We start from the raw sequence: 23,362 nt of genomic DNA, 5'->3' as shown, positions 1-23,362 counted from the left end.
AGTTTAACACTGTGGCTAGGGGGATTGCCTGTGGCGCGGGAGCTTGCGCCCGCTGGGCTGCGAAGCGGCCCCAAAATCTCGAGCGTTTCCGAAATCTTGCCAGTGCTGTGCACTGGAACGGGGGGCAAGCCCCCTCGCCACAAGGGCCGGAGTTCAGGTCGGCAACCCCATCCGCCGCTTCGCCCGATGCACCGAGCCATTACGCACTGCCCAGCGCAGCATCGGCGCGCTGCGGTTGACGCTGGCGCGGATCAGCGTGCGTTGCAGCGGACTCTGGCGGACGCCCAGCATGTCACTGGCCCAATCCGGCAGCAGGTCGATACCGGCCTGCATCATCAATCCGCCGAACGGCTTGGCCAGACGGCTGGGGGCCGGGGCGTTCAACAACCGTCGCAACACCTCGCGACTGCGATCGTCGCACAGCAGTTGCGGGCGAATGCGCTCAAGGTAATCGGCTATTTCCTGTCGCGAACGGGGCACGTCACGAGCACCGAGCCGTTCGGCGACCAGAGCGATTTCGTCGTAGTAGCGGTCCTGATCGGCCGCAGACAGGTGCGGATTGCGGTAACGCAAATGCGCCGCGAGGAAGTTGCTGACCTCGGCCACATGCACCCACGTCAGCAGATCGGGATCACTCGCGGCGTATGGCCGACCATCCGGCGCGGTGCCGGTCACTTGAAGGTGGATGGTGCGCACTTTCTCGATCAGCCAGTCCGCATCCCGGCGGGAGCCGAACGTCGTGCCGGAAATAAACTGCCCTGTACGGCGCAAGCGACCGAGCATGTCCTCGCGAAAATTCGAATGGTCCCAGACCCCGGCCAGCGCCAATGGGTGCAGGGCTTGCAGCATCAGCGCGCTGATACCGCCGATGAGCATGCTGCTGAAGTCGCCGTGAACCTGCCAACTCACCGAATCGGGACCGAACAGGCCGGGGTCGCCCTTGGGATTTTCCAGGTCGAGCTTGCCGAGGGACAGACCGGTGAGGCTCATGACCTGGGTTTCGATGCGGCTGCGGATGAATTCCATGGCGACTCAGTGGCGAAAATGAAACGCGGCCATTGCTGGCCGCGCTGGGCTTATTGGTTCAGGCGTTTATCGACCAGGTCCTGAACCACACTTGGATCGGCCAGGGTCGACGTGTCTCCCAGACTGTCGAGCTCGTTGCAGGCGATCTTGCGCAGAATCCGCCGCATGATCTTGCCCGAACGGGTTTTCGGCAAGGCCGGTGCCCACTGGATCAGGTCCGGTTTGGCGAAGCTGCCGATCTCCTTGCTGACGTGGGCCAGCAGTTCTTTCTTCAGTTCGTCGGTGGGGTCGGTGCCGTTCATGGGCGTGACAAACGCATAGATGCCCTGGCCTTTAATGTCGTGAGGGTAACCGACCACGGCAGCCTCGGCGATGCTGTCGTGCAGCACCAGGGCACTTTCGACTTCGGCGGTGCCGATGCGGTGACCGGAAACGTTGATCACGTCGTCGATACGCCCGGTAATCCAGTAATCGCCGTCCTCGTCGCGGCGAGCGCCGTCGCCGGTGAAGTAGTAACCGGGATAGGGTTTGAAGTAGGTATCGACCATCCGTTGCGGGTCGCCGTAGACGCTGCGGATCTGTGCCGGCCAGCTGGATTTGATCGCCAGCACACCGCTGCCGGCGCCTTTGATTTCCTTGCCCACTTCATCGAGCAGCACCGGTTGCACGCCGAACATCGGTTGCGTGGCGCAGCCGGGTTTGATCCGCTGCGCGCTGACCAGCGGGCTGAGCATGATGCCGCCGGTCTCGGTCTGCCACCAGGTATCGACGATCGGGCAACGCTGTTCGCCGACGACATTGAAATACCAGTCCCACGCTTCCGGGTTGATCGGCTCACCGACGCTGCCGAGTAATCTGAGGCTGGCGCGAGACGTTTCCTTCAACGGTTCGGGGCCTTCGCGCATCAGCGAGCGCAGGGCGGTGGGGGCGGTGTAGAAGATGTTCACGTGGTGTTTATCGATCACCTGCCAGAAACGCGAACTGCTTGGATAACTGGGTACGCCTTCGAAGATCAGCGTGGTCGCGCCGTTGGCCAGCGGCCCGTAGACGATGTAACTGTGGCCGGTGACCCAGCCGACATCGGCGGTGCACCAGAAGACTTCGTCGTCGCGGTAGTCGAGCACGTACTTGAAGGTCATCGCCGCTTGCAGCAGATAGCCGCCGGTAGTGTGCAGCACACCTTTGGGTTTGCCCGTGCTGCCGGAGGTGTAAAGAATGAACAGCGGGTCCTCGGCGTCCATCGGTTCTGGCGGGCAATCGTCGCTGACATCGCGCAGGGCCTGGTGATACCAGAGGTCGCGGCCTTCGACCCAGTTCACTTCACCCTGAGTACGCTCGACCACGATCACGGTGCTGACATTCGGACAACTCTGCAGCGCCTTGTCGACCTTGTCTTTGAGCGGTACGAATTTGCCGCCGCGCACGCCTTCATCGGCGGTGATCACGGTGCGGCAGTCGGCATCGAGAATCCGGTCACGCACAGAATCGGGGGAGAACCCGCCAAACACCACCGAATGCACCGCACCGATCCGCGTGCAGGCGAGCATGGCGTAGGCGGCTTCGGGGATCATCGGCATGTAGATGCACACGCGGTCGCCTTTCTTCACGCCACGGCTTTTGAGCACGTTGGCCAGGCGGCAGACGTTGTGGTGCAGTTTTTTGTAGGTGATCTGGGCGGACTCGGCGGGGTCGTCGCCTTCCCAGATGATTGCGACCTGATCGCCGCGTTTTTCCAGGTGCCGGTCAATGCAGTTGTAACTGACATTTAACTTTGCACCGGCAAACCAGCTGGCTTCACCGGTTTTCAGGTTATAGCGCTGGACGGTATCCCAGGGTTTGCTCCAGTCGAGAAAGCGTGAAGCCTGCTCGGCCCAGAATTCGCTGGGGTGTTCGATGGATTGGCGGTACAGGCGCTTGTAGTCGTCTTGACTGAGTTGTGCGGCCCGGCGGACGGCATCGGCTTTGGGGAACGTGCTGATATCGAACATGACGGTTCCTTATTCTTGTTTTGGTAAACAAGTAATAAAGATGCGCCGAGTGACCGAAGGGTTCAAGCCGTGTGCTAAACAACTGTGGGAGCGAGCCTGCTCGCGATAGCGGTGGGTCAGCCAACATCATCGTTGAATGACATACCGCTATCGCGAGCAGGCTCGCTCCCACAGGGTAATGCAGTGAACTGTCAAATCACCCGCGGTGACGACCGCGGAAGTAGTTGATCAGCCCTTGGGTGGACGCATCGTCAGCCGGGGTTTCTTCGCTGCCGACCAGGCGGTTGTAGACGCCTTTGCCCAGCTCTTTGCCCAGTTCCACGCCCCACTGGTCGAAGGCGTTGATGCCCCAGACCACGCTTTGCACGAAAACCTTGTGTTCGTACATCGCCACCAGTGCGCCAAGACGACGCGGGCTGATGCGTTCGACCACCAGCGTGTTGCTCGGACGGTTGCCCGGGATCACCTTGTGCGGCGCGAGTTTCTGCACGTCCGCTTCGGCCATGCCCTTGTCACGCAGTTCGGCTTCTGCTTCGGCGCGGGTCTTGCCGAGCATCAGTGCCTGGCTTTGCGACAGGCAGTTGGCGTACAGCCATTGGTGATGATCGGAGACCGGGTTGAAGCTGACGATCGGCACGATGAAGTCGGCCGGAATCAGTTGGGTGCCCTGGTGCAGCAACTGGTGATACGCGTGTTGGCCGTTGCAACCCACGCCGCCCCAGATCACGGGGCCAGTGTCGGTGGACACCGGCGTGCCGTCCTGACGCACGCTCTTGCCGTTGGATTCCATGTCCAGCTGTTGCAAGTGTTTGGTGATATTACGCAGGTAGTGGTCGTACGGCAGGATCGCGTGACTTTGCGCGCCCCAGAAGTTGCCGTACCAGACGCCGAGCAAGGCCAGCAGCACCGGCATGTTCTGTTCGAACGGCGCGCTCTGGAAATGCTGGTCCATGGTGTAGGCACCGGACAGCAGTTCCTTGAAGTTCGACATGCCGATGGCCAGGGCAATCGGCAATCCGATGGCCGACCACAGCGAGTAGCGACCGCCGACCCAGTCCCACATCGGGAAGATGTTTTCTTCGCGGATACCGAACGCCACAGCCGCCGCGTTGTTGCTGGAAACGGCGATGAAGTGACGATACAGCTCGGCTTCCGAACCGCCCTGAGCCAGGTACCAGGCGCGAGCGGCCTGGGCATTCTTCAGGGTTTCGAGGGTGTTGAAGGATTTCGACGAAACGATAAACAGCGTGGTCTCGGCACGCAGCTTCATGGTCAGCTCATGGAGTTCACTGCCGTCGATGTTCGCCAGGTAATGACAGCGCACGCCTTTCTGGGCGTAGGACAGCAGCGCTTCGGAGACCAGCTCGGGACCGAGGAACGAGCCACCGATGCCGATGTTCACCACGTCGGTGATCGGCTTCTCGGTGTAACCGCGCCACAGACCGTCGTGGATGCGGCCCACGAGGTCGGTAATCTTGTTCAACACCTTGTGTACTTCGGGCATCACGTTGACGCCATTGACCGACAGCTTTTCACCCACTGGACGACGCAGCGCGGTGTGCAGGGCCGGACGGCCTTCGGAGGAGTTGACGATCTCGCCGTCGAACAGCGCTTTGATCGCGCCCTTGAGGTCGACTTCGTTGGCCAGGCCCACCAGCAGATCGCGGGTCTCGGCGTTGATCAGGTTCTTCGAGTAGTCGAGAAACAGGCCGCAGCTGCTGAGGGTGAATTGAGTAAAACGCTGCGGGTCGGCATTAAAGGCTTCGCGCATGCTGAAATCCTGCATGGCTTGGCGGTGGTCATTCAGCGCTTGCCAGGCGGGCAGAGCGGTCACGTCGTGAGGAGTGCGGTAGTACGCCATCGCTGCGGGTTTCCTTTTTACTTGAACGGCCTTTTGAACACTAAAAATCCCGGAGCGCTGTGAGGGCGTCCGGTCAACTGCGTCGACACGATTTCATGGCGCAGGGCGAATACAGTAAACCTCGCGCTGCGATCTGTCTTGACTTTGTCTGACCCGTTCCCGGTACTTTTTTATACATAAAGTGGGGAACGGTCCGACAAACGGAAGAGAAGGTTCGGTCAGGCAACCTGAACCGGAATGGCATTGCTGGTGTGGCTCAACTCGTTACCCGGCGCCATGTAAAGCATGCGCGGCTTGAAGTTGAGCAGTTCGGCTTCGCTGTAGTGAGCGTAAGCGCAGATGATCACACGGTCGCCGACCTTGGCCTTGTGCGCCGCGGCACCGTTAACTGAAATCATGCGCGAGCCTTCTTCGCCACGAATCGCATAAGTGGTGAAGCGTTCGCCGTTGTCGACGTTGTAGATCTGGATCTGTTCGTATTCACGGATGCCGGACAAGTCCAGCCATTCGCCGTCGATGGCGCAGGAACCTTCGTAATCAAGAACTGCGTGGGTGACTTCGGCGCGATGCAGCTTGGCCTTGAGCATGATGGCGTGCATGAGTGTTTCCCCAGGTCGGAATCGAACGGCGGGCAGTTTGCCCGAAGGCATTGTGGGCAGCAATACAGGGCGCAAGGGAGCAGCCCTCTGCAGGAGCCAGCAAGCCGGCTCCTAAGGATTTGTGGTGTTTTATGCGGTGGCGTCGAGGTTCAGGTGCAGGTTGTCGATCAACCGTGTGGTGCCGAGGAACGCCGCCACCAGAATCACCAGATCCCGATCTTCCGTCGTCGCCGGACGCAAGGTCAGCGCATGACGGATTTCCAGGTAATCGGTACGCAGGCCCGCGGCTTCGAGCTGCTGCTGTTGTGCCGCGATCAGCGCCGGATAATCGCGGTCACCTTGTTTGATGGCTTCGGCAATCGAGGCCAGCGTGCGATACACGACCGGCGCAACCGCCCGCTGTTCTTCGCTGAGGAACCCATTGCGCGATGACAGTGCCAGGCCGTCGGCCGCACGGACCGTCGGCTCGCCGATGATCTGGATCGGCATGTTCAGGTCATGCACCAGCGCGCGAATCACCGCCAGTTGCTGGAAGTCTTTCTGACCGAAGATCGCCAGGTCCGGTTGAACCATGTTGAACAGCTTGCTGACCACCGTCGCCACACCTTCGAAATGCCCCGGACGGCTGGCGCCGCACAAGCCTTCGGACAGTTGCGGAACACTGACGCGAGTCTGGCCAGCCATGCCATCGGGGTACATTTCTTCGACTGTCGGCGCGAACAGCAAGTGGCAACCGGCCTGGAGCAACTTTTCCTGGTCTGCCGCGAGGGTGCGGGGGTACTTGTCGAGGTCTTCGCCGGCACCGAACTGCAGTGGGTTGACGAAAATGCTCGCGACCACGAAATCCGCCCGTTGGCTGGCTTTGGTAATCAGTGCGATATGACCGCTGTGCAGGTTGCCCATGGTCGGCACGAAGGCAATGCGCTTGCCTTCGCTGCGGGCACGGGCCACGGCGGCCCGCAGTTCGCGTACGGTTTTAACGGTGTTCATGCAGAGAATCCGTGTTCGATACCAGGGAAAGTCGCCGCTTTGACGTCAGTGACGTAAGCGTTCAGGGCCGCTTGAATGCTGGGTTGGCCGTTCATGAAGTTTTTCACGAATTTCGGCACTCGGCCCGTAATCGACAGACCGAGCATGTCGTGCAGCACCAGGACCTGGCCGTCGGTACCGCTGCCGGCGCCGATGCCGATCACCGGTATCCCCACTGCCTGGGTAATTTCCTGAGCCAGTTCGCTCGGTACGCATTCGAGCAGCAGCATGGCGGCACCGGCCTGTTCCAGGGCGATGGCGTCGGCGCGCATCTGCCGTGCCTGGTTCTCGTTACGGCCCTGGACTTTGTAACCGCCCAGAATGTTCACCGACTGCGGTGTCAGCCCCATGTGTGCGCACACCGGGATACCGCGCTCGGCTAGCAGACGGATCGAGTCTGCCAGCCACAGCGCGCCTTCGACCTTGACCATGTGCGCACCGGCCTGCATCAACAGGGCGCTGTTGGTCATGGTTTGTTCGAGGGTGGCATAGGCCATGAAGGGCAGGTCGGCGAGGATCAACGCGTCAGTGTTACCGCGTTTGACGGCGGCGACGTGGTAAGCCATCTCGGCGGTGGTCACCGGCAGGGTGCTGTCGTGACCCTGGAGCACCATGCCGAGGGAGTCGCCCACCAGCAGCACTTCGACGCCAGCCTCATTGCAGGCGTGGGCGAAGGTTGCGTCATAGCAGGTCAGCATGGTGATTTTTTCACCTTTTTGCTTGAGACCTTGCAGAGTGGTCAGGGTGATGGCTGGCATGAAAAGTTCCTCATTCAGGCGCTGTGGAAACTACTGCGAGTAACGCGCGTGATTCTTCGTTAAATACAGGCGCACGGTCTGTTGTCGTGCTTTTAAGGCCTGGATTGCGCCCTTCAATGCCGCGTTGGCGGCAGCGGGACGCCTATAGTCGTGAGGAGAACTCGGGAAGTCAATTGCGTGTGTTACCGCGTTGTTACGCGTGGGGTGTTACCGGAGTAACTGATGCGATTCAGCAGCCGCAGATCTTATGCACGACACAAGCGGGCTTGCTCGCGAAGGCGGTGGATCAGTCGGCATCAATACTGAATGACACACCGTCGTCGCGAGCAAGCCCGCTCCCACAGTGGTTTTGTGTCAACTTTGAGGGAGGCGTTCCAGCCCGACGAACGGGCAGGCTGCGAGCAATTCATTCAGGCTGCGGCCATCTGCCAGGCGCAAATCCGCAGGCGCCAACTCGGCCAGCGGATAAAGAACGAATGCACGTTCCTGCATATGGTAGTGAGGCACTTTGAGGCGAGGTTCATCGATCAGTCGATTGCCGAACAGCAGAATATCGAGATCCAGCGTGCGCGGCCCCCAGCGTTCCAGGCGTTCGCGGCCCTGTCCGTTTTCGATGGCTTGCAGCGCGTCGAGCAGGTCCAGCGGTGCGAGCGTGCTATCGAGCGCGGCGACCGCGTTGGTGTAACGCGGTTGGCCGGGTAGCAGCGAGTCGCTCTGATAAAACGCTGAAACCCCGACCAGTTCGGTCTGCGGCAATTGCGCCAGCGCCTCGACGGCGCTGCGCAATTGTTCGGCGGGGTCAGCCAGGTTGCTGCCCATGCCGATGTAGATGCGTTCCATGCTTACTCGCCCGTAGCGCTCGGAGCGCCAGCCGCGCGTTTGCGCTTGGCACCGCCGCTGCGGCGACGTTTGCGCGGCGCACCGCTGGCTCCGTCGTCCTTGCCGCTGAGGTCGCGGATCATGTCGCGACGCTCACTGTCGTTGGCGTCCTGATAATCGGTCCACCATTCGCCCAGGCCATCGGTCTGCTCGCCGGCGCTTTCACGCAGCAGCAGGAAGTCGTAACCGGCGCGGAATCGCGGATTGTCCAGCAACAGATCGGCGCGTTTGCCGCTGCGGCGTGGCAGGCGTTCCTGCATGTCCCAGATTTCGCGGATCGGCATGGTGAAGCGTTTTGGAATCGCGATCCGCTGGCACTGTTCGGCAATCAACTCATGCGCCGCTTCCTGCATCGCCGGGATCGGCGGCATGCCACGTTCCTGCAAGCGCAACACGCGAGCCGGCAGGGCAGGCCAGAGCAGGGCTGCAAACAGGAACGCCGGGGTCACCGGTTTGTTCTGCTTGATCCGCAGGTCGGTGTTGATCAGCGCTTCGCTGATCAGAGTGTGGGTGTACGTCGGGTTGTATTCCAGCGCCTCGGCACTGGCCGGGAACAGCGGATCGAACAACTGCAAGTCGACCAGCATCTCGAAGGTGTCCGCGGCGTGGCCGGAGAGGAACAGCTTGAGCACTTCTTCGAACAGGCGGGCCGACGGGATCTCGCGCAGCATCGGCGCCAGATCGCGGATCGGCAGGGCGCTGTGTTTTTCGATACCGAAATTCAGTTTCGCGGCGAAACGCACGGCCCGCAGCATCCGTACCGGGTCTTCCTGGTAGCGTTGCTTCGGGTCACCGATCAGGCGGATCAGGTGATTGCGGATGTCGTGTACGCCGTTGGCGTAGTCGAGAATACGCTCGCTGACCGGATCGTAATACAGGGCGTTGATGGTGAAGTCGCGGCGTTGCGCGTCTTCTTCCAGCGTGCCATAGACGTTGTCGCGCAGGATGCGCCCGCTCTCGTTGCGGGAAGACTGGTTGCTGTCTTCCTCTTCGTCGTTTTGCGGGTGATTGGCGCGGAAGGTCGCGACTTCGATGATTTCGCGACCAAAGTGGATATGCACCAGTTTGAAGCGACGACCGATGATCCGCGCATTGCGGAATTCGGCGCGAACCTGTTCAGGGGTAGCGCTGGTGGCAACGTCGAAATCTTTTGGCGTGATGCCGAGCATCATGTCACGCACACAGCCGCCGACCAGATAAGCCTGGTAACCGGCGTTCTGCAGGCGTTCGACGATATTCACCGCATAACGGCTGAATTGCGCCTTTTGCAGCGAATGTTGGCCGCTGTTAAGCACTTCAGGCGTGCTGCGGATGTGTTGCGTATGACGCTTGGGAGAACGGAATGACTGGAACAGCTTCTTCAGCATGGGATGCACTGTTTGAAGGAATGTTCGGCCATAACGAAGAATGACCGCATGATGGGCGGGGATTCTAGCATTTAGTCGGGGGATGGTGTAGGAAGCTGCGCAAGCGCTTGAAGGGCATGCCTGGCACGGGGGGTAAGCAGCAGAAACTACAAGGGGAGCCGAAGCTCCCCAAGAAGTAGTTGCATGTTCTATTTTTGTTATTGGTTTCGGGCTTCTTGTTTTTGTTGAGTGCCCGCGTCATGAAGTTTTCCTTCATGACCCTCCCAATCGGGAGCCAAGAGCAAACGGATTGCTTTGGTCGCTGTGCTGCAGTGATCTTGCGATCCAACCAGTTCAGGCTCTGTCTCAGGACAGTTTTTGTTGTTCTCGGCCTGGTCGTGGGGCAAGCCCCAAATACAACGCCTCTCCAAAAGAATCAGTTAGCTGCGCCTCTCGCCGTCTTGTTTTTATTGTGCGTGAGTCGATTCGTCTTATTTTTATTGTCTTGTGCATTGCTTGTTATTGTTGTTGTACCAAACATATAGCAGGGTGCGTGCCAACTTTTGTGAGGCCCAGCAAAACAAGGGGTTACGTCACCTGAGCAGGTTTTTCGAGGCCCAAAAAAACCGGGGCTTCGTTACCGTAAGCCCCGGCTTCTGTTACGTGAAAAAGCTGAGGTAACAGTTTTTTCACAAAGTCATGTGTTACCCGCTCAGCTCTCGCTGGCCACCCCGGTCTTGCGACGCGGGATACCCAGGCGCTGGCGACGTTCCCACAGACATTTACGGCTGACCCCGAGTTTGCGTGCCAGCTCGGTTTCGGTCATGTGGTCCTGATGCTCGAGAACGAAGTGCTGGAAGTAGTCTTCCAGCGACAGGTCTTCGGTCGGCTCATGATTGTTGTTGCCGGCGCCGTTGCCCTGTTGCGGGGGCAGGCCGATGAACTCGTCGTCTTCCAGGCCGCTCAGCTCGATGTCGATGCCCAGCAGCTCGGCGGAAATTTCCGGGCTCTCGCACAGGATGACCGCACGCTCGACCGCGTTTTCCAATTCGCGCACGTTGCCCGGCCAGGAGTAGTGACGAATCGCCTGCTCGGCGTCCGCGGCGAATTTCAGGTCGGTGCGGTTGACCCGCGCGCTCTGCCGCGCCAGGAACGCATTGGCGATTTCGTTGACGTCGGCGCCACGCTCGCGCAGTGCTGGCAGTTTCAGGGCGATCACGTGGAGGCGGTAATACAAGTCTTCACGGAACTGACCGATCTTGGCCAGGCTCTTGAGGTCGCGGTGAGTCGCGGCGATCAAACGCACATCGACTTTCTGCGACTGCACCGAGCCCACCCGGCGAATTTCGCCTTCCTGCAACACGCGTAGCAGGCGAGCCTGGGCTTCCAATGGCAGTTCGCCGATTTCATCGAGGAACAAGGTGCCGCCGTCCGCCGCTTCCACCAGGCCGGCACGTCCGGCGCTGGCGCCGGTGAACGCGCCTTTTTCGTGACCGAACAGTTCGGACTCGATCAGGCTTTCCGGAATGGCCGCGCAGTTCACTGAAATCATCGGTGCCTTGGCGCGTTTGGACAGGTTGTGCAGGGCGCGCGCCACCAGTTCCTTACCGGTGCCGGACTCGCCCTGGATCAGGACATTGGAGTCGGTCGGTGCCACTTTGCGGATCTTGCTGTACAGATCCTGCATCGGCGGGCACGAGCCGATGATGCCGATTTCGCCGTTGCTGTTGTCGATGCCCGGTTTCGCCGCGCCATTGGCGGCTTTGCCGACGGCAGGTTCACCGCTGGCCGGCACCGATTGCCGGTCACGCAAGATGCGCGCGACGGCCTGGAGCATTTCGTCGTGGTCGAAAGGCTTGGCGATGTAATCCACCGCGCCCATCTTCATTGAGTCGACCGCCGAGCGCAGGCTGGCGTAGCTGGTCATGATCAGCACCGGAGTGCCCTGGCCGAGTTTGATCAACTCGGTGCCCGGCGCGCCAGGCAGGCGCAGGTCACTGACGATCAGGTCGAACGTGGGAATGGTGAAGCGTTCTTGTGCTTCCTGCACTGAACCGGCTTCGCTGACCTGGTACTGGTTACGTTCCAGCAGGCGGCGCAAGGCGGAGCGGATAATTGTTTCGTCTTCGACGATCAAAATGTGCGGCATTGATTCGATACTCTCGACGGTCTCAGTTCACAGCGGACGTCGCTTCGACATGACGCGGCAAGGTCACCCGGATACGGGTGCCGCGTTGGCTTTGAACATCAGCCGGGCTGTCGATGGTGATTTGTCCATAATGCTCTTCAACGATGGAATAGACCAGTGCAAGGCCCAGACCGGTGCCTTCGCCAGGATCCTTGGTGGTGAAGAAAGGTTCGAACAATCGGTCCATGATGTTCTTCGGAATACCGCTGCCTTCGTCTTCCACGATCAGGTCGACCGTGTGTTCGCCGGCTTCGCTTTTCACCCGTACCGCACTGCCGGGAGGCGAGGCGTCACGGGCGTTTGAGAGCAGGTTGATCAAAACCTGGGCGAGTCGCTGCGGATCGCCTTCGACCCAGTGGTCGGGGTCGCACAGGTTGTAGAACTGCACTTCGAAATTGCGTCGGTTCAGGGCCAGCAAACCGATGGCGTCCTGGGCCACTTCGGCCAGACAGACGGGCTCGTCGCTGTGTTGATGACTGCCGGCGTGGGCAAAACTCATCAGCGACTGAACGATGCGCGACACGCGTTTGGTTTGCTCCAGGATCTGCCCGCTGATCTCCTTCAGCTCGCCATCGTCTTCACGTTCTTCGCGCAGGTTCTGCGCCAGACAGGCGATCCCGGTGATCGGGTTGCCGATTTCATGGGCCACACCCGCCGCGAGTCGCCCGATGCTGGCCAGGCGCTCGGAGTGCACCAGCTTGTCTTCGAGCATCTGGGTTTCGGTCAGGTCTTCCACCAGCAGTACCAGGCCACTGTTGCCCGGCGCGAGCGGTTCGTCGATCGCCGCTTTGTGCAGGTTCAGCCAGCGGGTCTGGCCATCGAGCGCCAGATGTTGCTTATGCAAATGTTCGTCGGGCAGGTTGATGAAGCCTTGCAGCAGTTCTTTCCACGGATCGGCGATGGTGCTCAGTCGTGAGCCGACCACACGCTGCGCGGCAATTCCGGTCAGCTCCTCCATGGCTTTGTTCCACATGAGGATTTCCTGATCCTTGGCCAGCGAGCAAACGCCCATCGGCAATTCCTGCAAGGTCTGACGGTGATAGCGGCGCAGGGCATCGAGTTCGGCGGCAAGACCGGTGAGGCGCGAGTGGTAGTCCTCGAGGCGGCTTTCGATGAAGTGGATGTCCTCGGTGACATAGTTTTCGCCGCCGGCCTTGTAAGGCAGGAACGTCTCGACCATGTCCTGCGCGACGCTCGGCCCCATCAGGCCCGAGAGGTTGGCTTCGATCCGGTCACGCAAGCGGCGCAAGGCATAAGGCCGGCGCTCGTCGAACGGCAGATAGAGATCGCGCAGCGCCTGCTCGACTTCCTTTTGCGCAGCCTTGGCGCCCAAGGGTTTGGCCAGTTGCGTGGCGAACTCCTGGGGCGAGGCCGCGTGCAGTTCACGGCGTTGCGGGCGGCGCACGTTGTCCACGGCGCAGGCTTCGGCAGCGCTGGCCTCCTCGGGACTGGCGTTGGTGAACAGTGAAATCAGGGTGAACATCAGCACGTTGGCGGCCAGCGAGGCAATCGCGGCCATGTGCCAACTGGTGTCGTCCAGCACGTAGATCATGTTCAGCAGCGGAATGTAGAACCCTTGCAGATTGCCGACCAGCGGCAGCAGCATGGTCACCAGCCACACCAGAATCCCCGCCAGCAAACCGGCGATGAAGCCGCGACGGTTGGCGGTCGGCCAGTAAAGGACGGACAGCACGCCCGGCAGGAACTGCAAGGTCGCCACAAACGCGACGATGCCGAGGTTGGCCAGATCCTGCTCGGCACCCAGCAACAGGTAAAAACCGTAACCGGCCATGATGATCGCGACGATCAAGGCCCGACGGGTCCATTTCAGCCAGCGATAGATGTTGCCTTCGGCCGGTGGCTGATAAAGCGGCAGCACCAGATGGTTCAGCGCCATCCCGGACAGCGCCAGGGTGGTGACGATGATCAGTCCGCTCGCTGCCGACAGCCCGCCGACATACGCCAGCAACGCCAAGGCCTTGCTGTTGGCGGCGATGCCGATGCCCAGCGTGAAGTATTCAGGGTTGGTGGTGGCGCCGAGTTTCAGCCCGGCCCAGAGAATGAGCGGTACGGCCAGGCTCATCAGCAGCAGGAACAACGGCAGACCCCAGCTCGCACTGACCAGCGAACGCGGGTTGAGATTCTCGGTAAACGTCATGTGGTACATGTGCGGCATCACGATCGCCGACGCGAAGAACACCAGCAGCAGCGTGCGCCACGGGCCTTCCTGCAACGGCGTGTGCAACGCGGCGAGGGCGGTCTGGTTTTGCAGCAGCCACAGTTCCAGCTGTTGCGGGCCATCGAACACGCCATACAACGCATACAGGCCAACACCGCCAATCGCAATCAGCTTGATCACCGACTCAAAGGCAATCGCGAACACCAGCCCTTCGTGTTTCTCGCGGGTGGCGATATGGCGCGAGCCAAAGAAAATCGTGAACAGCGTAATCAGCGCACAGAAGCTCAGGGCCACGCGATGCTGCACCGGTTCGCGGGTGAGGATACCGATGGAGTCGGCAACCGCTTGAATCTGCAACGCCAGCAACGGCAGCACGCCGATCAGCATGAAAATCGTGGTCAGTGCGCCGGCCCAGGTACTGCGGAAACGGAACGCAAACAGGTCGGCCAGCGACGACAGCTGATAGGTGCGAGTAATTTTGAGGATCGGATACAGCAACACCGGCGCCAGCAGAAAAGCGCCGGAAACGCCTAGATAGCTGGAGAGAAAGCCGTAGCCGTACTGATAGGCCAGGCCCACAGTGCCGTAGAACGCCCAGGCACTGGCGTAGACACCCAGCGAAAGGGTGTACGTCAGCGGGTGGCGAATGATCGCCCGGGGAATCATGCCCCGTTCGCTGATCCAGGCCACGCCGAACAGCACCGCCAGGTACGCGGCGCTGATCAGGATCATCTGGGTCAGGCTAAAGCTCATCGGCATCTTTTTGGCTCTGCAGGATGAAGGTCACGACGATCAGAATCAGCCAGAGCAGATAAGGGCGATACCAGGCGCCAGTGGCGTCGATCCACCAATCCATGATGGCCGGGGAGAACAGATAAATCCCCACTACCAGGAGCAGGACCAAGCGATAGATGTACATCCCGGCCTCTCTTTTTTATGCGCGTGCCCGAAAACGTGCGGCGATGGTAACGGATGGGCGCGCCACTGCAAGTGTGATCACTGTAGTTGCGCTTCGGGCAAGGTGAGTGTGCGCGGGATCTTCAGCGCATCCCAGTGGACGATTCCCCAGTTCAGCACTTCGCGTGGGGTGGCATACGCCAGTTCGGCGCCCGGATTCTGCCCGAGCGCACGCAATGCACGCAGTAATAAAGGCGTGGCCTGATCTTCGGTCAGCGGCGGCGAACGGTAGGACTTGCCGAGCTTGTTGCCGTCAGGCTGGGTAATCAGCGGGATGTGCAGATAGCGTGGTTGCGAGAAACCCAGCAGTTCTTGCAGATAGAGCTGACGTGGCGTGGAGTCGAGCAGGTCGGCGCCACGGACGATGTCGGTGATGCCTTGCCAGGCGTCATCGAGGACCACGGCCAGTTGGTAGGCGTAGAGCCCGTCGCGGCGGCGGATCACGAAATCACCGACATCCCGGCCCAGATGCTGGCGGTATTCGCCTTGCACGCGGTCGATGAAGTGGTATTCGAGCTCGGGCACACGCAGGCGAATCGCGGCGTCTTCGGTGCCGTGGCCGGCATTGCGGCACAGGCCCGGATAAATGCCGTGATAGGGCTCAAGCTGTTTTCGCGAACAGGTGCAGGCGTAGGCCAGGCCATGATTGAACAGGCGATTGAGCACTTCGGCGTAGGCGTCGTGCCGGTCGCTCTGTCGGACCAGTTCGCCGTCCCACTCGAAACCGTAGCTTTCCAGCGCCTTGAGGATGGCCGCTTGCGCGCCGGGTTCTTCCCTTGGCGGATCGAGGTCTTCCATGCGCATCAACCAGCGCCCACCCACCGAGCGCGCGTCGAGGTACGAAGCCAGCGCAGCGACCAGCGAGCCGAAATGCAGGTGGCCGCTTGGCGTGGGGGCGAAGCGACCGATGTAGGGGGTGGCGGTCATAAGGGCGATCTATGTTGTCCGGTCGTACGCAAGTCCCTGTGGGAGAGCCTTTGTGGCGAGGGGATTTATCCCCGTCGGGTCGCGTAGCGCCCCCAAACTCTGTCATCGCGATGCGTCAGATAGAACGCATCAACCGGGTTTGCGACTGCTCCGCAGCCGAACGGGGATAATCCCCTCGCCACAAAGGCTCGCTCCCACAGTGTTCTGTCGGGGCAAATATCAGAAACAAAAACGGAGCGTTCGCACGCTCCGTTCTTCGTTCAAGTCGAGATTACTTGCCGACTTGCTTTTCCTTGATTTCCGCCAGGGTCTTGCAGTCAACGCACATGTCGGCGGTAGGGCGGGCTTCCAGTCGCTTGACGCCGATTTCGACGCCGCAGGACTCGCACCAGCCATATTCTTCGTCTTCGATCAATTGCAGCGTCTTGTCGATCTTCTTGATCAACTTGCGCTCACGGTCGCGGGCGCGCAATTCAAGGCTGAATTCTTCTTCCTGGCTGGCACGATCTGCCGGGTCGGGGAAGTTGGCCGCTTCGTCTTTCATGTGATCAACCGTGCGGTCGACTTCCTGCATCAAGTCCTGTTTCCACTTGTTCAGGATCTTGGTGAAGTGAGCGCGCATGGGTTTGCCCATGTACTCCTCGCCCTTTACTTCTTTGTAGGGTTCGAAGCCGCTGATCGACTGATTTTGCTGCTTTGCTTGGGTGGGCATGAAATGGACCGCCTCTACTCTTGTAATCCATCTGCGCAGGATTGCTCCATCACCGACACCTGCCGGCCCTGCGGCTGCAAGCGGGCGAACTTACCAGATCAAATCGGGCCGCGCTACTCCCGGATGTCGAGGTAGTGGCCCGAAGGGCTTGCAAAAGATTGCAAAGCCTTGACTGGTGGTGCTGGAGACCTGATCAATTAATGATTTTAGTCAAACCTTGCGCACTCGCATGAGTCGTTTGTGGCCAGGGTCTTAACGCGTCTGACCGCTTTAGGTTCTCGCTCGTTCCTGCGCTTGGGTAGAATCGGTTTTTTTTCCCGTTGAAGGAAGGCTAATGGCTCAGTCCTACAGTGCCCGCAGTCGCGCAATCGAACCGTTCCATGTCATGGCGCTGCTGGCGCGGGCCAATGAGCTGCAAGCCGCCGGTCACGACGTGATCCACCTGGAAATCGGCGAGCCGGACTTCACCACCGCCGAGCCGATCATCCAGGCCGGCCAGGCTGCACTGACGGCGGGGAAGACCCGTTACACCGCCGCCCGTGGCATCCCCGAGCTGCGTGAAGCGATTTCAGGCTTTTATCAACAGCGTTACGGTTTGAACATCGACCCACAGCGAATCCTCATCACGCCCGGCGGTTCCGGCGCGTTGCTGCTGGCCAGCGCCTTGCTGGTGGATCCGGGCAAACACTGGCTGCTGGCGGACCCGGGTTACCCGTGCAACCGGCATTTCCTGCGGTTGGTGGAAGGCGCTGCGCAGCTGGTGCCTGTGGGGCCGGACGTGCGCTATCAACTGACACCGGACTTGATCGATCGTCATTGGGATCACGACAGCGTTGGCGCTTTGGTGGCGTCGCCGGCTAACCCGACCGGGACAATTCTGACCCGCGACGAACTGGCGGGGCTGTCGACCGCGATCAAGGCACGCCACGGCCATCTGGTGGTGGACGAGATCTATCACGGCCTGACTTACGGCACCGACGCGGCCAGTGTGCTGGAAGTCGACGACAACGCCTTCGTGCTCAATAGTTTTTCAAAGTATTTCGGCATGACCGGCTGGCGGCTCGGCTGGCTGGTGGCGCCCGAAGCGGCGGTCGGTGAGCTGGAAAAGCTTGCGCAGAACCTTTACATCAGTGCCCCAAGCATGGCCCAGCACGCGGCGCTGGCCTGCTTTGAACCCGCGACCATCGCCATTCTGGAAGAACGCCGCGCCGAATTCGGCCGTCGCCGGGATTTCCTTTTGCCCGCCTTGCGGGAGCTGGGTTTCGGTATCGCCGTCGAGCCGGAAGGGGCGTTCTATTTGTACGCCGATATCAGCCAGTTCGGTGGCGATGCCTTCGCCTTCTGCCGACATTTTCTCGAAACAGAGCACGTGGCGATCACGCCGGGGCTCGACTTCGGGCGTTATCAGGCCGGTCATCACGTTCGGTTTGCCTACACCCAAAGTCTCCCGCGCTTGCAGGAAGCGGTTGAACGCATCGCTCGCGGCTTGAAGAACTGGCAAGGCTGATGCGCTTTCATCCTCCCCTCGAAGAAGGCCGGCTGATTCGACGTTACAAGCGTTTTCTCGCCGATATCGAAACCGTTCGCGGCGAGTTGTTGACCATTCACTGCCCGAACACCGGCTCGATGCTCAATTGCCAGGTCGAGGGCGGGCAGGTGTGGTTCAGTCGTTCCAATGACCCCAAACGCAAATTGCCGGGCACCTGGGAAGTCGGCGAAACCCCTCAGGGGCGGCTGTTTTGCGTGAACACCGGACGAGCCAACGGTTTGATCGAAGAGGCGCTCAGGGCTGGCGTCATCACCGAACTTAACGGTTTCACCGAACTGAAGCGTGAAGTGGCCTACGGTCAGGAAAGCAGTCGCATCGACTTTCGACTCGATTACCCGTGCGGGCCGGCGTATGTGGAAGTCAAAAGCGTCACGCTGGGGTTCGATGGCTCATCGGTCGCGGCGTTTCCCGATGCGGTCACCCAGCGTGGCGCCAAGCATTTACGGGAGTTGGCCCATTTGGCCCGGGACGGGATTCGCGCGGTGCAGTTGTATTGCGTGAACCTCACCGGCATCGATGCCGTGCGTCCTGCAGACGAAATCGATTCGGCCTATGCGGCCGCTTTGCGGGAAGCGGTGTCGTGCGGGGTCGAGGTGTTGGCTTACGGCGTGCGCCTGACCCACGAAGAAATGGTGGTCGACCGGCGTCTGGAGGTGGTGTTCGGCGGTTAAAGATTGATCCAGACGCCTTGATCGTCTTCGCGGCTTGCAATGGTGGTGAGGGATTGCCCGGCACACGGGCCGGAGACGCACTCGCCGTCTTCGATCAAGAACAGTGCGCCGTGAGTGGCGCACTGGATCAGGCTGTTGCTGGGGTCAAGAAACTGGTCGGGTATCCATTCCAGCCCGACGCCACGGTGTGGGCAGCGGTTGATGTAGACGTAGACCTGACCGGCCCGGCGCACGGCAAAGAGCTTCTGGCCGTCGAGGTCGAAACCGCGGCTGCCGGACTCGGCCAGCTCAGAGCCTGTGCAAAGAAACTTCATGTCTATCCTCAACTCCGTCGGCTCGTGACCGGATATGTCCGAGCTTGACGTTCAAATGCAAACAATTATCAAATGGCGCCTTACCCATCAGGCGCAGGTGCGGATGCCGAGGATACTTGGCCTGTCACTTCAATGCCCGGGAAAACCTTTAAAGGAAGCTGTTTATGCGCCTGAGTACCCGCGTTGCCGCGCTGTGTGTCGGACTCCTCGTCAGTCACCATGCCGCGGCGGCCGAGTTGCCACAACGCTGGGTCAGCGCCGGCGGGGCCTTGTCGGAGTGGGTCAGTGCGCTGGGCGGCGAATCGAAACTGGTGGGTGTCGATACCACCAGCCAGCATCCGGAATCCCTCAAGGCGTTGCCCAGCATCGGCTATCAGCGGCAGTTGTCCGCAGAAGGCATCCTGAGCTTACGCCCGCAAATTCTGGTCGGCACCGAAGAAATGGGCCCACCGCCGGTGCTGTCGCAGATTCGCACGGCGGGCGTGCAGGTCGAACTGTTCTCGGCCCGGCCGGATCTGCCGACGTTGCAGGGTAACTTGCGGCAGTTGGGCAAGTTGCTCGGTGCAGAAGACAAGGCTGCGCAATTGTTCGAGGCTTATCAACAGCAACTCGATCAGCAAAGGATTCGGGTCACCCACGCGCAGTTGACACAACCTTCACCTGGCGTACTGGTGCTGCTCGGTCACGCGGGCGGCAAACCGCTGATCGCCGGCAAGGACACCGCTGCCGATTGGTTGATCCAGAAGGCCGGCGGGCACAATCTGGCGACGCACACCGGTTACAAACCTTTTTCCAATGAATCCTTGATCAGTCTGGACCCTGAGGTGCTGGTATTTGCCGACCGCGCACTGAGCGGCGACGCAGCGCGTGCAGCGTTGTTCAAGGAAAACCCGATTCTGTCCTCGACCCGCGCCGCCCGGGACGGGCGCGTCATGGAGCTTGATCCGACGCTGCTGGTGGGTGGGCTCGGCCCGCGGTTGCCCGATGCGTTGAAAAAGGTCAGTGACGGTTTCTATCCGGGCACGGCAGCCCAATGACCGTTCTGGTAAAACCCCGAACGCTGTTCATTGGCCTGAGCCTGCTGTGTTTGCTGGCGATCTGGCTGTCATTGGCGTTAGGGCCGGTGAGCCTGCCGCTGCTCGATACCTTGCGTGCGGCGTTGCGCATGATCGGCTTGCCCATTGCGCCCGACGGGCTGGAGCAGGCCGAACTGATCCTCGGGCAAATTCGCCTGCCGCGTACCTTGCTGGGGCTGGCGGTAGGCGGTGTGCTGGCGCTGTCGGGGGTGGCGATGCAGGGGTTGTTTCGCAACCCGCTGGCCGATCCGGGCCTGGTGGGTGTTTCCAGTGGTGCGGCATTGGGCGCGGCGATTGCGATTGTCGGCGGTTCCGTTTTTGGCGGTTTGCCGGAATCCCTCGGACCTTATCTATTATCGCTATGCGCGTTTCTGGGTGGCCTTGGGGTGACCGCGTTGGTGTATCGACTGGGCCGGCGTAACGGGCAAACCAATGTCGCGACGATGCTCCTGGCGGGTATCGCATTGACGGCGCTGGCGGGCTCGGCAGTGGGACTGTTCACCTATCTGGCCGACGACGCGACCCTGCGCACGCTGACCTTCTGGAACCTGGGCAGTCTCAATGGCGCCAACTATTCGCGACTCTGGCCATTATTGCTGATCAGTGTCGGCGTGGCGCTGTGGTTGCCGCGTCGGGCCAAGGCCCTGAATGCGTTGTTGCTGGGAGAGTCGGAGGCCGGTCACCTGGGGGTCGACGTCGAAAGGCTCAAGCGCGAATTGGTGTTCTGCACGGCGCTGGGTGTCGGGGCGGCGGTGGCGGCAGCGGGGATGATCGGGTTTGTCGGTTTGGTGGTGCCGCATTTGGTGCGCCTGCTGGCCGGTCCCGATCATCGGGTGTTGTTGCCGGCCTCGGTGCTGGCGGGCGCCAGTCTCCTGTTGTTCGCCGATCTGCTGGCGCGACTGGCGCTGGCCCCCGCCGAACTTCCGATCGGCATCGTCACCGCGTTCATCGGCGCTCCGTTTTTCCTCTATTTACTGCTCCGAGGGCGTGCCTGATGTTGCGAACGCAAGATCTGCAAATCCTCCGGGGACGCAAGATCGTCCTGACGGACATCACACTTGAACTCAATCCGGGGGAAGTCCTCGGCGTACTGGGGCCTAACGGTGCCGGCAAAAGTACGCTGCTGGGTGCCTTGTGTGGTGAGTTGCCGGCGAATCAGGGCAGCGTATGGCTCGATGAACGCGAGTTGCGTGACTGGACCGGCGCCCAGCGAGCGCAGCGTCTGGCGGTGTTGCCGCAAGTCTCGACCCTGGACTTCGCTTTTCGCGTCGAGGAGGTCGTCGGTATGGGGCGTTTGCCGCATCAGAGCGGCCGGGTCCGGGACGACGAAATCGTCGCCGCTGCGTTGCAGGCCGCCGATGCCGGGCATCTGAGTGGTCGCAGCTATCTGGCATTGTCCGGCGGCGAACGTCAGCGGGTGCATCTGGCTCGGGTGCTGGCGCAACTCTGGCCGGGTGAAGCGGGGCAAACGCTGTTGCTCGATGAACCGACTTCGATGCTTGATCCGCTGCATCAGCACACTACGCTGCAAGCGGTGCGCGAGTTCGCTGATCGCGGTGCGGCGGTGCTGGTGATCCTGCATGATCTGAACCTGGCGGCGCGCTATTGTGATCGCCTGTTACTGCTCGAAGGCGGACGCCCGGTGGCACTTGATACTCCCGAGCAGGTGTTGCGCCCTGAGCCGCTCAAGGCGGTGTTCGGGCTGGAAGTGCTGGTGCAACAGCACCCGGAGCGCGGGCATCCGCTGATCATCGCCCGCTGATACAGGATGGGAGTGAGTGCATGCGCGTCATGGTGATTCTGGTTGTGTTGGTACTCAGTGCTTGCCAGCATGTTTCGACGCCGCCACCGGTCGTCGGCGAAATCCGCGACCTGCGCACCGGCCAGGCGCTGACGGCACAGGAGCTGGTGCTGCGACTGGCCGAGCCTTCGCGATTGATCGTGGGTGAACAGCATGACAATCGCGATCACCACGAGTTGCAGCGCTGGTTATTGCAGGTGCTTGGAGAGCAGCGCCCGCAAGGCAGTCTGCTGTTGGAAATGCTCACGCCGGACCAACAGCCGCGCGTCGATGATGCTCGTCATGCCTCGACGCTGCCCACCGATTTGCCAGCTGCATTGGCCTGGCAACCTGGCTGGGACTGGAATCTCTACGGCCCGATCGTCCGTTTCGCCCTGACCCAACCGTACCCACTGCTGGCCGCCAATCTGGACATCGTCGAGGTGCGTGCTTTCTACGCCCATCCGCCGATATTGAGTGGCGCTCGCTCCCATGCCGCACCGGTGAAGGCTGAGTTATTGGCCCAGATCAGCGAGTCTCATTGTGGCTTGCTGCCCACCTCGCAGATGCCGGCGATGCTCGCGGTCCAGCAACAACGTGATCGACGCATGGCTGAGCGGCTGCTGGCGGCACCCACCCCCGCGCTGCTGTTTGCCGGCGCTTATCACGCGCGCAAAGACGTGGGTGTCCCGATTCACACGCTTGATCTGGGCGCGCCCGAAGCGCCAACGGTATTGATGCTGGCGCAACAGGGCAGTGAGGTCACGGCGGCGATGGCCGATTACGTCTGGTACACACCTGCCACGCCGGCACCGGATTACTGTGCAGACATGCGCAAGCAGTTCGGCAAGTAACAGGCACTTTTCCACAGGAAAAAAAAGACCCGGCAAGAGCCGGGTCAAATAACCGTGATTAGCCTGATGAGGAGATATCTGAGAGTCCGAACCAAGGGCTTTTCAAATATCGACCAGTCTCGCGACCAGTTGTGATAATCATAGCGATTCTCATTACCAAGTCAACCGCTGATTCTTCATTTATCTGAAATTCACCTTTCGGTCGCCGAAAAGCCCCGTAAACATTGGGTTTCAGGGTGTGCCTGGCTGCGTAACTTGCTTGTTCCGCAAGCACACGCTGCGCCCGTTCAATTCTTGTGGCGTGACGAGATAGCTTCCAGCTGTTTATTCAAGGCTTCCTTGCGCTCGGCGGGAATGTCGTTCCAGTGCACGTCCATCAAAGCGCCTTCGATCGCATACAACAACACCTTGGATGCCCGAAACCCGCGTGTGCGCACGGCCCGATAAGCGTCCACCGCTCCCAGGCGACGCAAGTCCGAGGCGCTGTGGATGCCCACGGCATGCAGCCATTGCGCCGACGTCTTGCCAAGATTCTTCAGGTGCTGCAGTTCATCATTCATCAAGCCTCCTTGCGACGGCCGAACGGTGCGTGGGCAAGCTTCTGAGGAGTGTAGCCATCAGTAGGAAAAGCGTGATTGTTTGGTCGGTTTCGGAGCAAATGCTTCTAAG

General features: G+C 60.7%; 21 protein-coding genes. 6 read left to right on the top strand and 15 right to left on the bottom strand.

The window, feature by feature from the left end; all coding sequences use genetic code 11:
* Positions 1-153: 153 nt before the first annotated feature.
* From ACM6IQ_RS06355 to dksA, 13 genes are all read right to left on the bottom strand, one after another.
* Positions 154-1,026 carry an oxygenase MpaB family protein gene (locus ACM6IQ_RS06355; RefSeq protein WP_017340811.1) on the bottom strand — a complete coding sequence of 291 codons (873 nt, stop codon included), beginning with the start codon at positions 1,024-1,026 and terminating at the stop codon, positions 154-156.
* 50 nt (positions 1,027-1,076) lie between these two features.
* Positions 1,077-3,014 carry an acetate--CoA ligase gene (gene acs / locus ACM6IQ_RS06350; protein WP_017340810.1) on the bottom strand — a complete coding sequence of 646 codons (1,938 nt, stop codon included), beginning with the start codon at positions 3,012-3,014 and terminating at the stop codon, positions 1,077-1,079.
* Positions 3,015-3,210: 196 nt separating this feature from the next.
* Positions 3,211-4,875 (bottom strand): glucose-6-phosphate isomerase, encoded by a 1,665-nt coding sequence (gene pgi / locus ACM6IQ_RS06345; RefSeq protein WP_017340809.1) that lies wholly within the window; start codon positions 4,873-4,875, stop codon positions 3,211-3,213.
* Positions 4,876-5,093: 218 nt separating this feature from the next.
* Positions 5,094-5,474, bottom strand: a complete 381-nt coding sequence (panD, locus tag ACM6IQ_RS06340; protein ID WP_003228271.1) for an aspartate 1-decarboxylase — start codon at positions 5,472-5,474, stop codon at positions 5,094-5,096.
* Between the two features lie 129 nt (positions 5,475-5,603).
* Positions 5,604-6,464 (bottom strand): pantoate--beta-alanine ligase, encoded by an 861-nt coding sequence (panC, locus tag ACM6IQ_RS06335; protein WP_017340808.1) that lies wholly within the window; start codon positions 6,462-6,464, stop codon positions 5,604-5,606.
* Positions 6,461-7,261: a 3-methyl-2-oxobutanoate hydroxymethyltransferase gene (gene panB / locus ACM6IQ_RS06330; protein WP_017340807.1), complete on the bottom strand. Its 801-nt coding sequence runs from the start codon at positions 7,259-7,261 to the stop codon at positions 6,461-6,463. Before panB ends, panC begins: the two co-directional genes overlap by 4 nt.
* A 354-nt stretch (positions 7,262-7,615) precedes the next feature.
* The gene (gene folK / locus ACM6IQ_RS06325) at positions 7,616-8,101 is read right to left on the bottom strand and encodes a 2-amino-4-hydroxy-6-hydroxymethyldihydropteridine diphosphokinase (protein ID WP_414878300.1); all 486 of its coding nucleotides are present in this window, start codon (positions 8,099-8,101) and stop codon (positions 7,616-7,618) included.
* A gap of 2 nt (positions 8,102-8,103) precedes the next feature.
* Positions 8,104-9,507 carry a polynucleotide adenylyltransferase PcnB gene (locus tag ACM6IQ_RS06320; RefSeq protein ID WP_017340805.1) on the bottom strand — a complete coding sequence of 468 codons (1,404 nt, stop codon included), beginning with the start codon at positions 9,505-9,507 and terminating at the stop codon, positions 8,104-8,106.
* 691 nt (positions 9,508-10,198) lie between these two features.
* Entirely contained in the window at positions 10,199-11,635 is a 1,437-nt protein-coding gene (locus ACM6IQ_RS06315; RefSeq protein WP_017340804.1) for a sigma-54-dependent transcriptional regulator, read from the bottom strand.
* A 22-nt stretch (positions 11,636-11,657) separates the two neighbouring features.
* Positions 11,658-14,612, bottom strand: a complete 2,955-nt coding sequence (locus ACM6IQ_RS06310) for a sensor histidine kinase (protein ID WP_031319123.1) — start codon at positions 14,610-14,612, stop codon at positions 11,658-11,660.
* Positions 14,596-14,772 (bottom strand): hypothetical protein, encoded by a 177-nt coding sequence (locus ACM6IQ_RS06305; RefSeq protein WP_003176118.1) that lies wholly within the window; start codon positions 14,770-14,772, stop codon positions 14,596-14,598. The genes ACM6IQ_RS06310 and ACM6IQ_RS06305 overlap by 17 nt, the downstream gene beginning before the upstream one ends.
* A 77-nt stretch (positions 14,773-14,849) precedes the next feature.
* On the bottom strand, positions 14,850-15,737 hold the full coding sequence (gene gluQRS, locus ACM6IQ_RS06300) for a tRNA glutamyl-Q(34) synthetase GluQRS (protein WP_414878299.1): 888 nt from the start codon (positions 15,735-15,737) through the stop codon (positions 14,850-14,852).
* Between the two features lie 271 nt (positions 15,738-16,008).
* Positions 16,009-16,449, bottom strand: coding sequence for an RNA polymerase-binding protein DksA (gene dksA / locus ACM6IQ_RS06295; protein WP_007902025.1), 441 nt, complete (start codon positions 16,447-16,449; stop codon positions 16,009-16,011).
* 334 nt (positions 16,450-16,783) lie between these two features.
* Here dksA and ACM6IQ_RS06290 point away from each other — a divergent pair, with 334 nt between their 5' ends.
* The gene (locus ACM6IQ_RS06290; protein ID WP_414878298.1) at positions 16,784-17,956 is read left to right on the top strand and encodes a pyridoxal phosphate-dependent aminotransferase; all 1,173 of its coding nucleotides are present in this window, start codon (positions 16,784-16,786) and stop codon (positions 17,954-17,956) included.
* Positions 17,956-18,669: a DNA/RNA nuclease SfsA gene (gene sfsA, locus ACM6IQ_RS06285; protein ID WP_414878297.1), complete on the top strand. Its 714-nt coding sequence runs from the start codon at positions 17,956-17,958 to the stop codon at positions 18,667-18,669. The genes ACM6IQ_RS06290 and sfsA overlap by 1 nt, the downstream gene beginning before the upstream one ends.
* Here the strand turns inward: sfsA and ACM6IQ_RS06280 are convergent.
* Positions 18,666-18,983, bottom strand: coding sequence for a Rieske (2Fe-2S) protein (locus ACM6IQ_RS06280; RefSeq protein WP_414878296.1), 318 nt, complete (start codon positions 18,981-18,983; stop codon positions 18,666-18,668). The two genes, sfsA and ACM6IQ_RS06280, sit on opposite strands and share 4 nt — an antisense overlap.
* 164 nt (positions 18,984-19,147) lie before the next feature.
* Here ACM6IQ_RS06280 and ACM6IQ_RS06275 point away from each other — a divergent pair, with 164 nt between their 5' ends.
* Genes ACM6IQ_RS06275 through ACM6IQ_RS06260 form a run of 4 tightly spaced genes read left to right on the top strand, consistent with a single transcriptional unit; the run spans position 19,148 to position 22,693 of the window.
* Positions 19,148-20,020, top strand: coding sequence for a heme/hemin ABC transporter substrate-binding protein (locus ACM6IQ_RS06275; RefSeq protein ID WP_414878295.1), 873 nt, complete (start codon positions 19,148-19,150; stop codon positions 20,018-20,020).
* Positions 20,021-20,070: 50 nt separating this feature from the next.
* Complete coding sequence (locus ACM6IQ_RS06270; protein WP_414878337.1) at positions 20,071-21,054, top strand: FecCD family ABC transporter permease; 984 nt, start codon at positions 20,071-20,073, stop codon at positions 21,052-21,054.
* Entirely contained in the window at positions 21,054-21,821 is a 768-nt protein-coding gene (locus ACM6IQ_RS06265) for a heme ABC transporter ATP-binding protein (protein WP_414878294.1), read from the top strand. The genes ACM6IQ_RS06270 and ACM6IQ_RS06265 overlap by 1 nt, the downstream gene beginning before the upstream one ends.
* 20 nt (positions 21,822-21,841) lie before the next feature.
* Positions 21,842-22,693 carry a ChaN family lipoprotein gene (locus ACM6IQ_RS06260; protein ID WP_414878293.1) on the top strand — a complete coding sequence of 284 codons (852 nt, stop codon included), beginning with the start codon at positions 21,842-21,844 and terminating at the stop codon, positions 22,691-22,693.
* Between the two features lie 287 nt (positions 22,694-22,980).
* Here the strand turns inward: ACM6IQ_RS06260 and ACM6IQ_RS06255 are convergent, their stop codons facing one another.
* Positions 22,981-23,253: a TfoX/Sxy family protein gene (locus tag ACM6IQ_RS06255; RefSeq protein WP_007971093.1), complete on the bottom strand. Its 273-nt coding sequence runs from the start codon at positions 23,251-23,253 to the stop codon at positions 22,981-22,983.
* Positions 23,254-23,362: the final 109 nt, after the last annotated feature.

Origin of the sequence: Pseudomonas sp. IT-P100 (genome assembly GCF_949767185.1) — a bacterium.
In the GTDB taxonomy this organism is placed as follows: domain Bacteria; phylum Pseudomonadota; class Gammaproteobacteria; order Pseudomonadales; family Pseudomonadaceae; genus Aquipseudomonas; species Aquipseudomonas fluorescens_B.
This window is presented reverse-complemented; position numbering and strand designations above follow the sequence as displayed.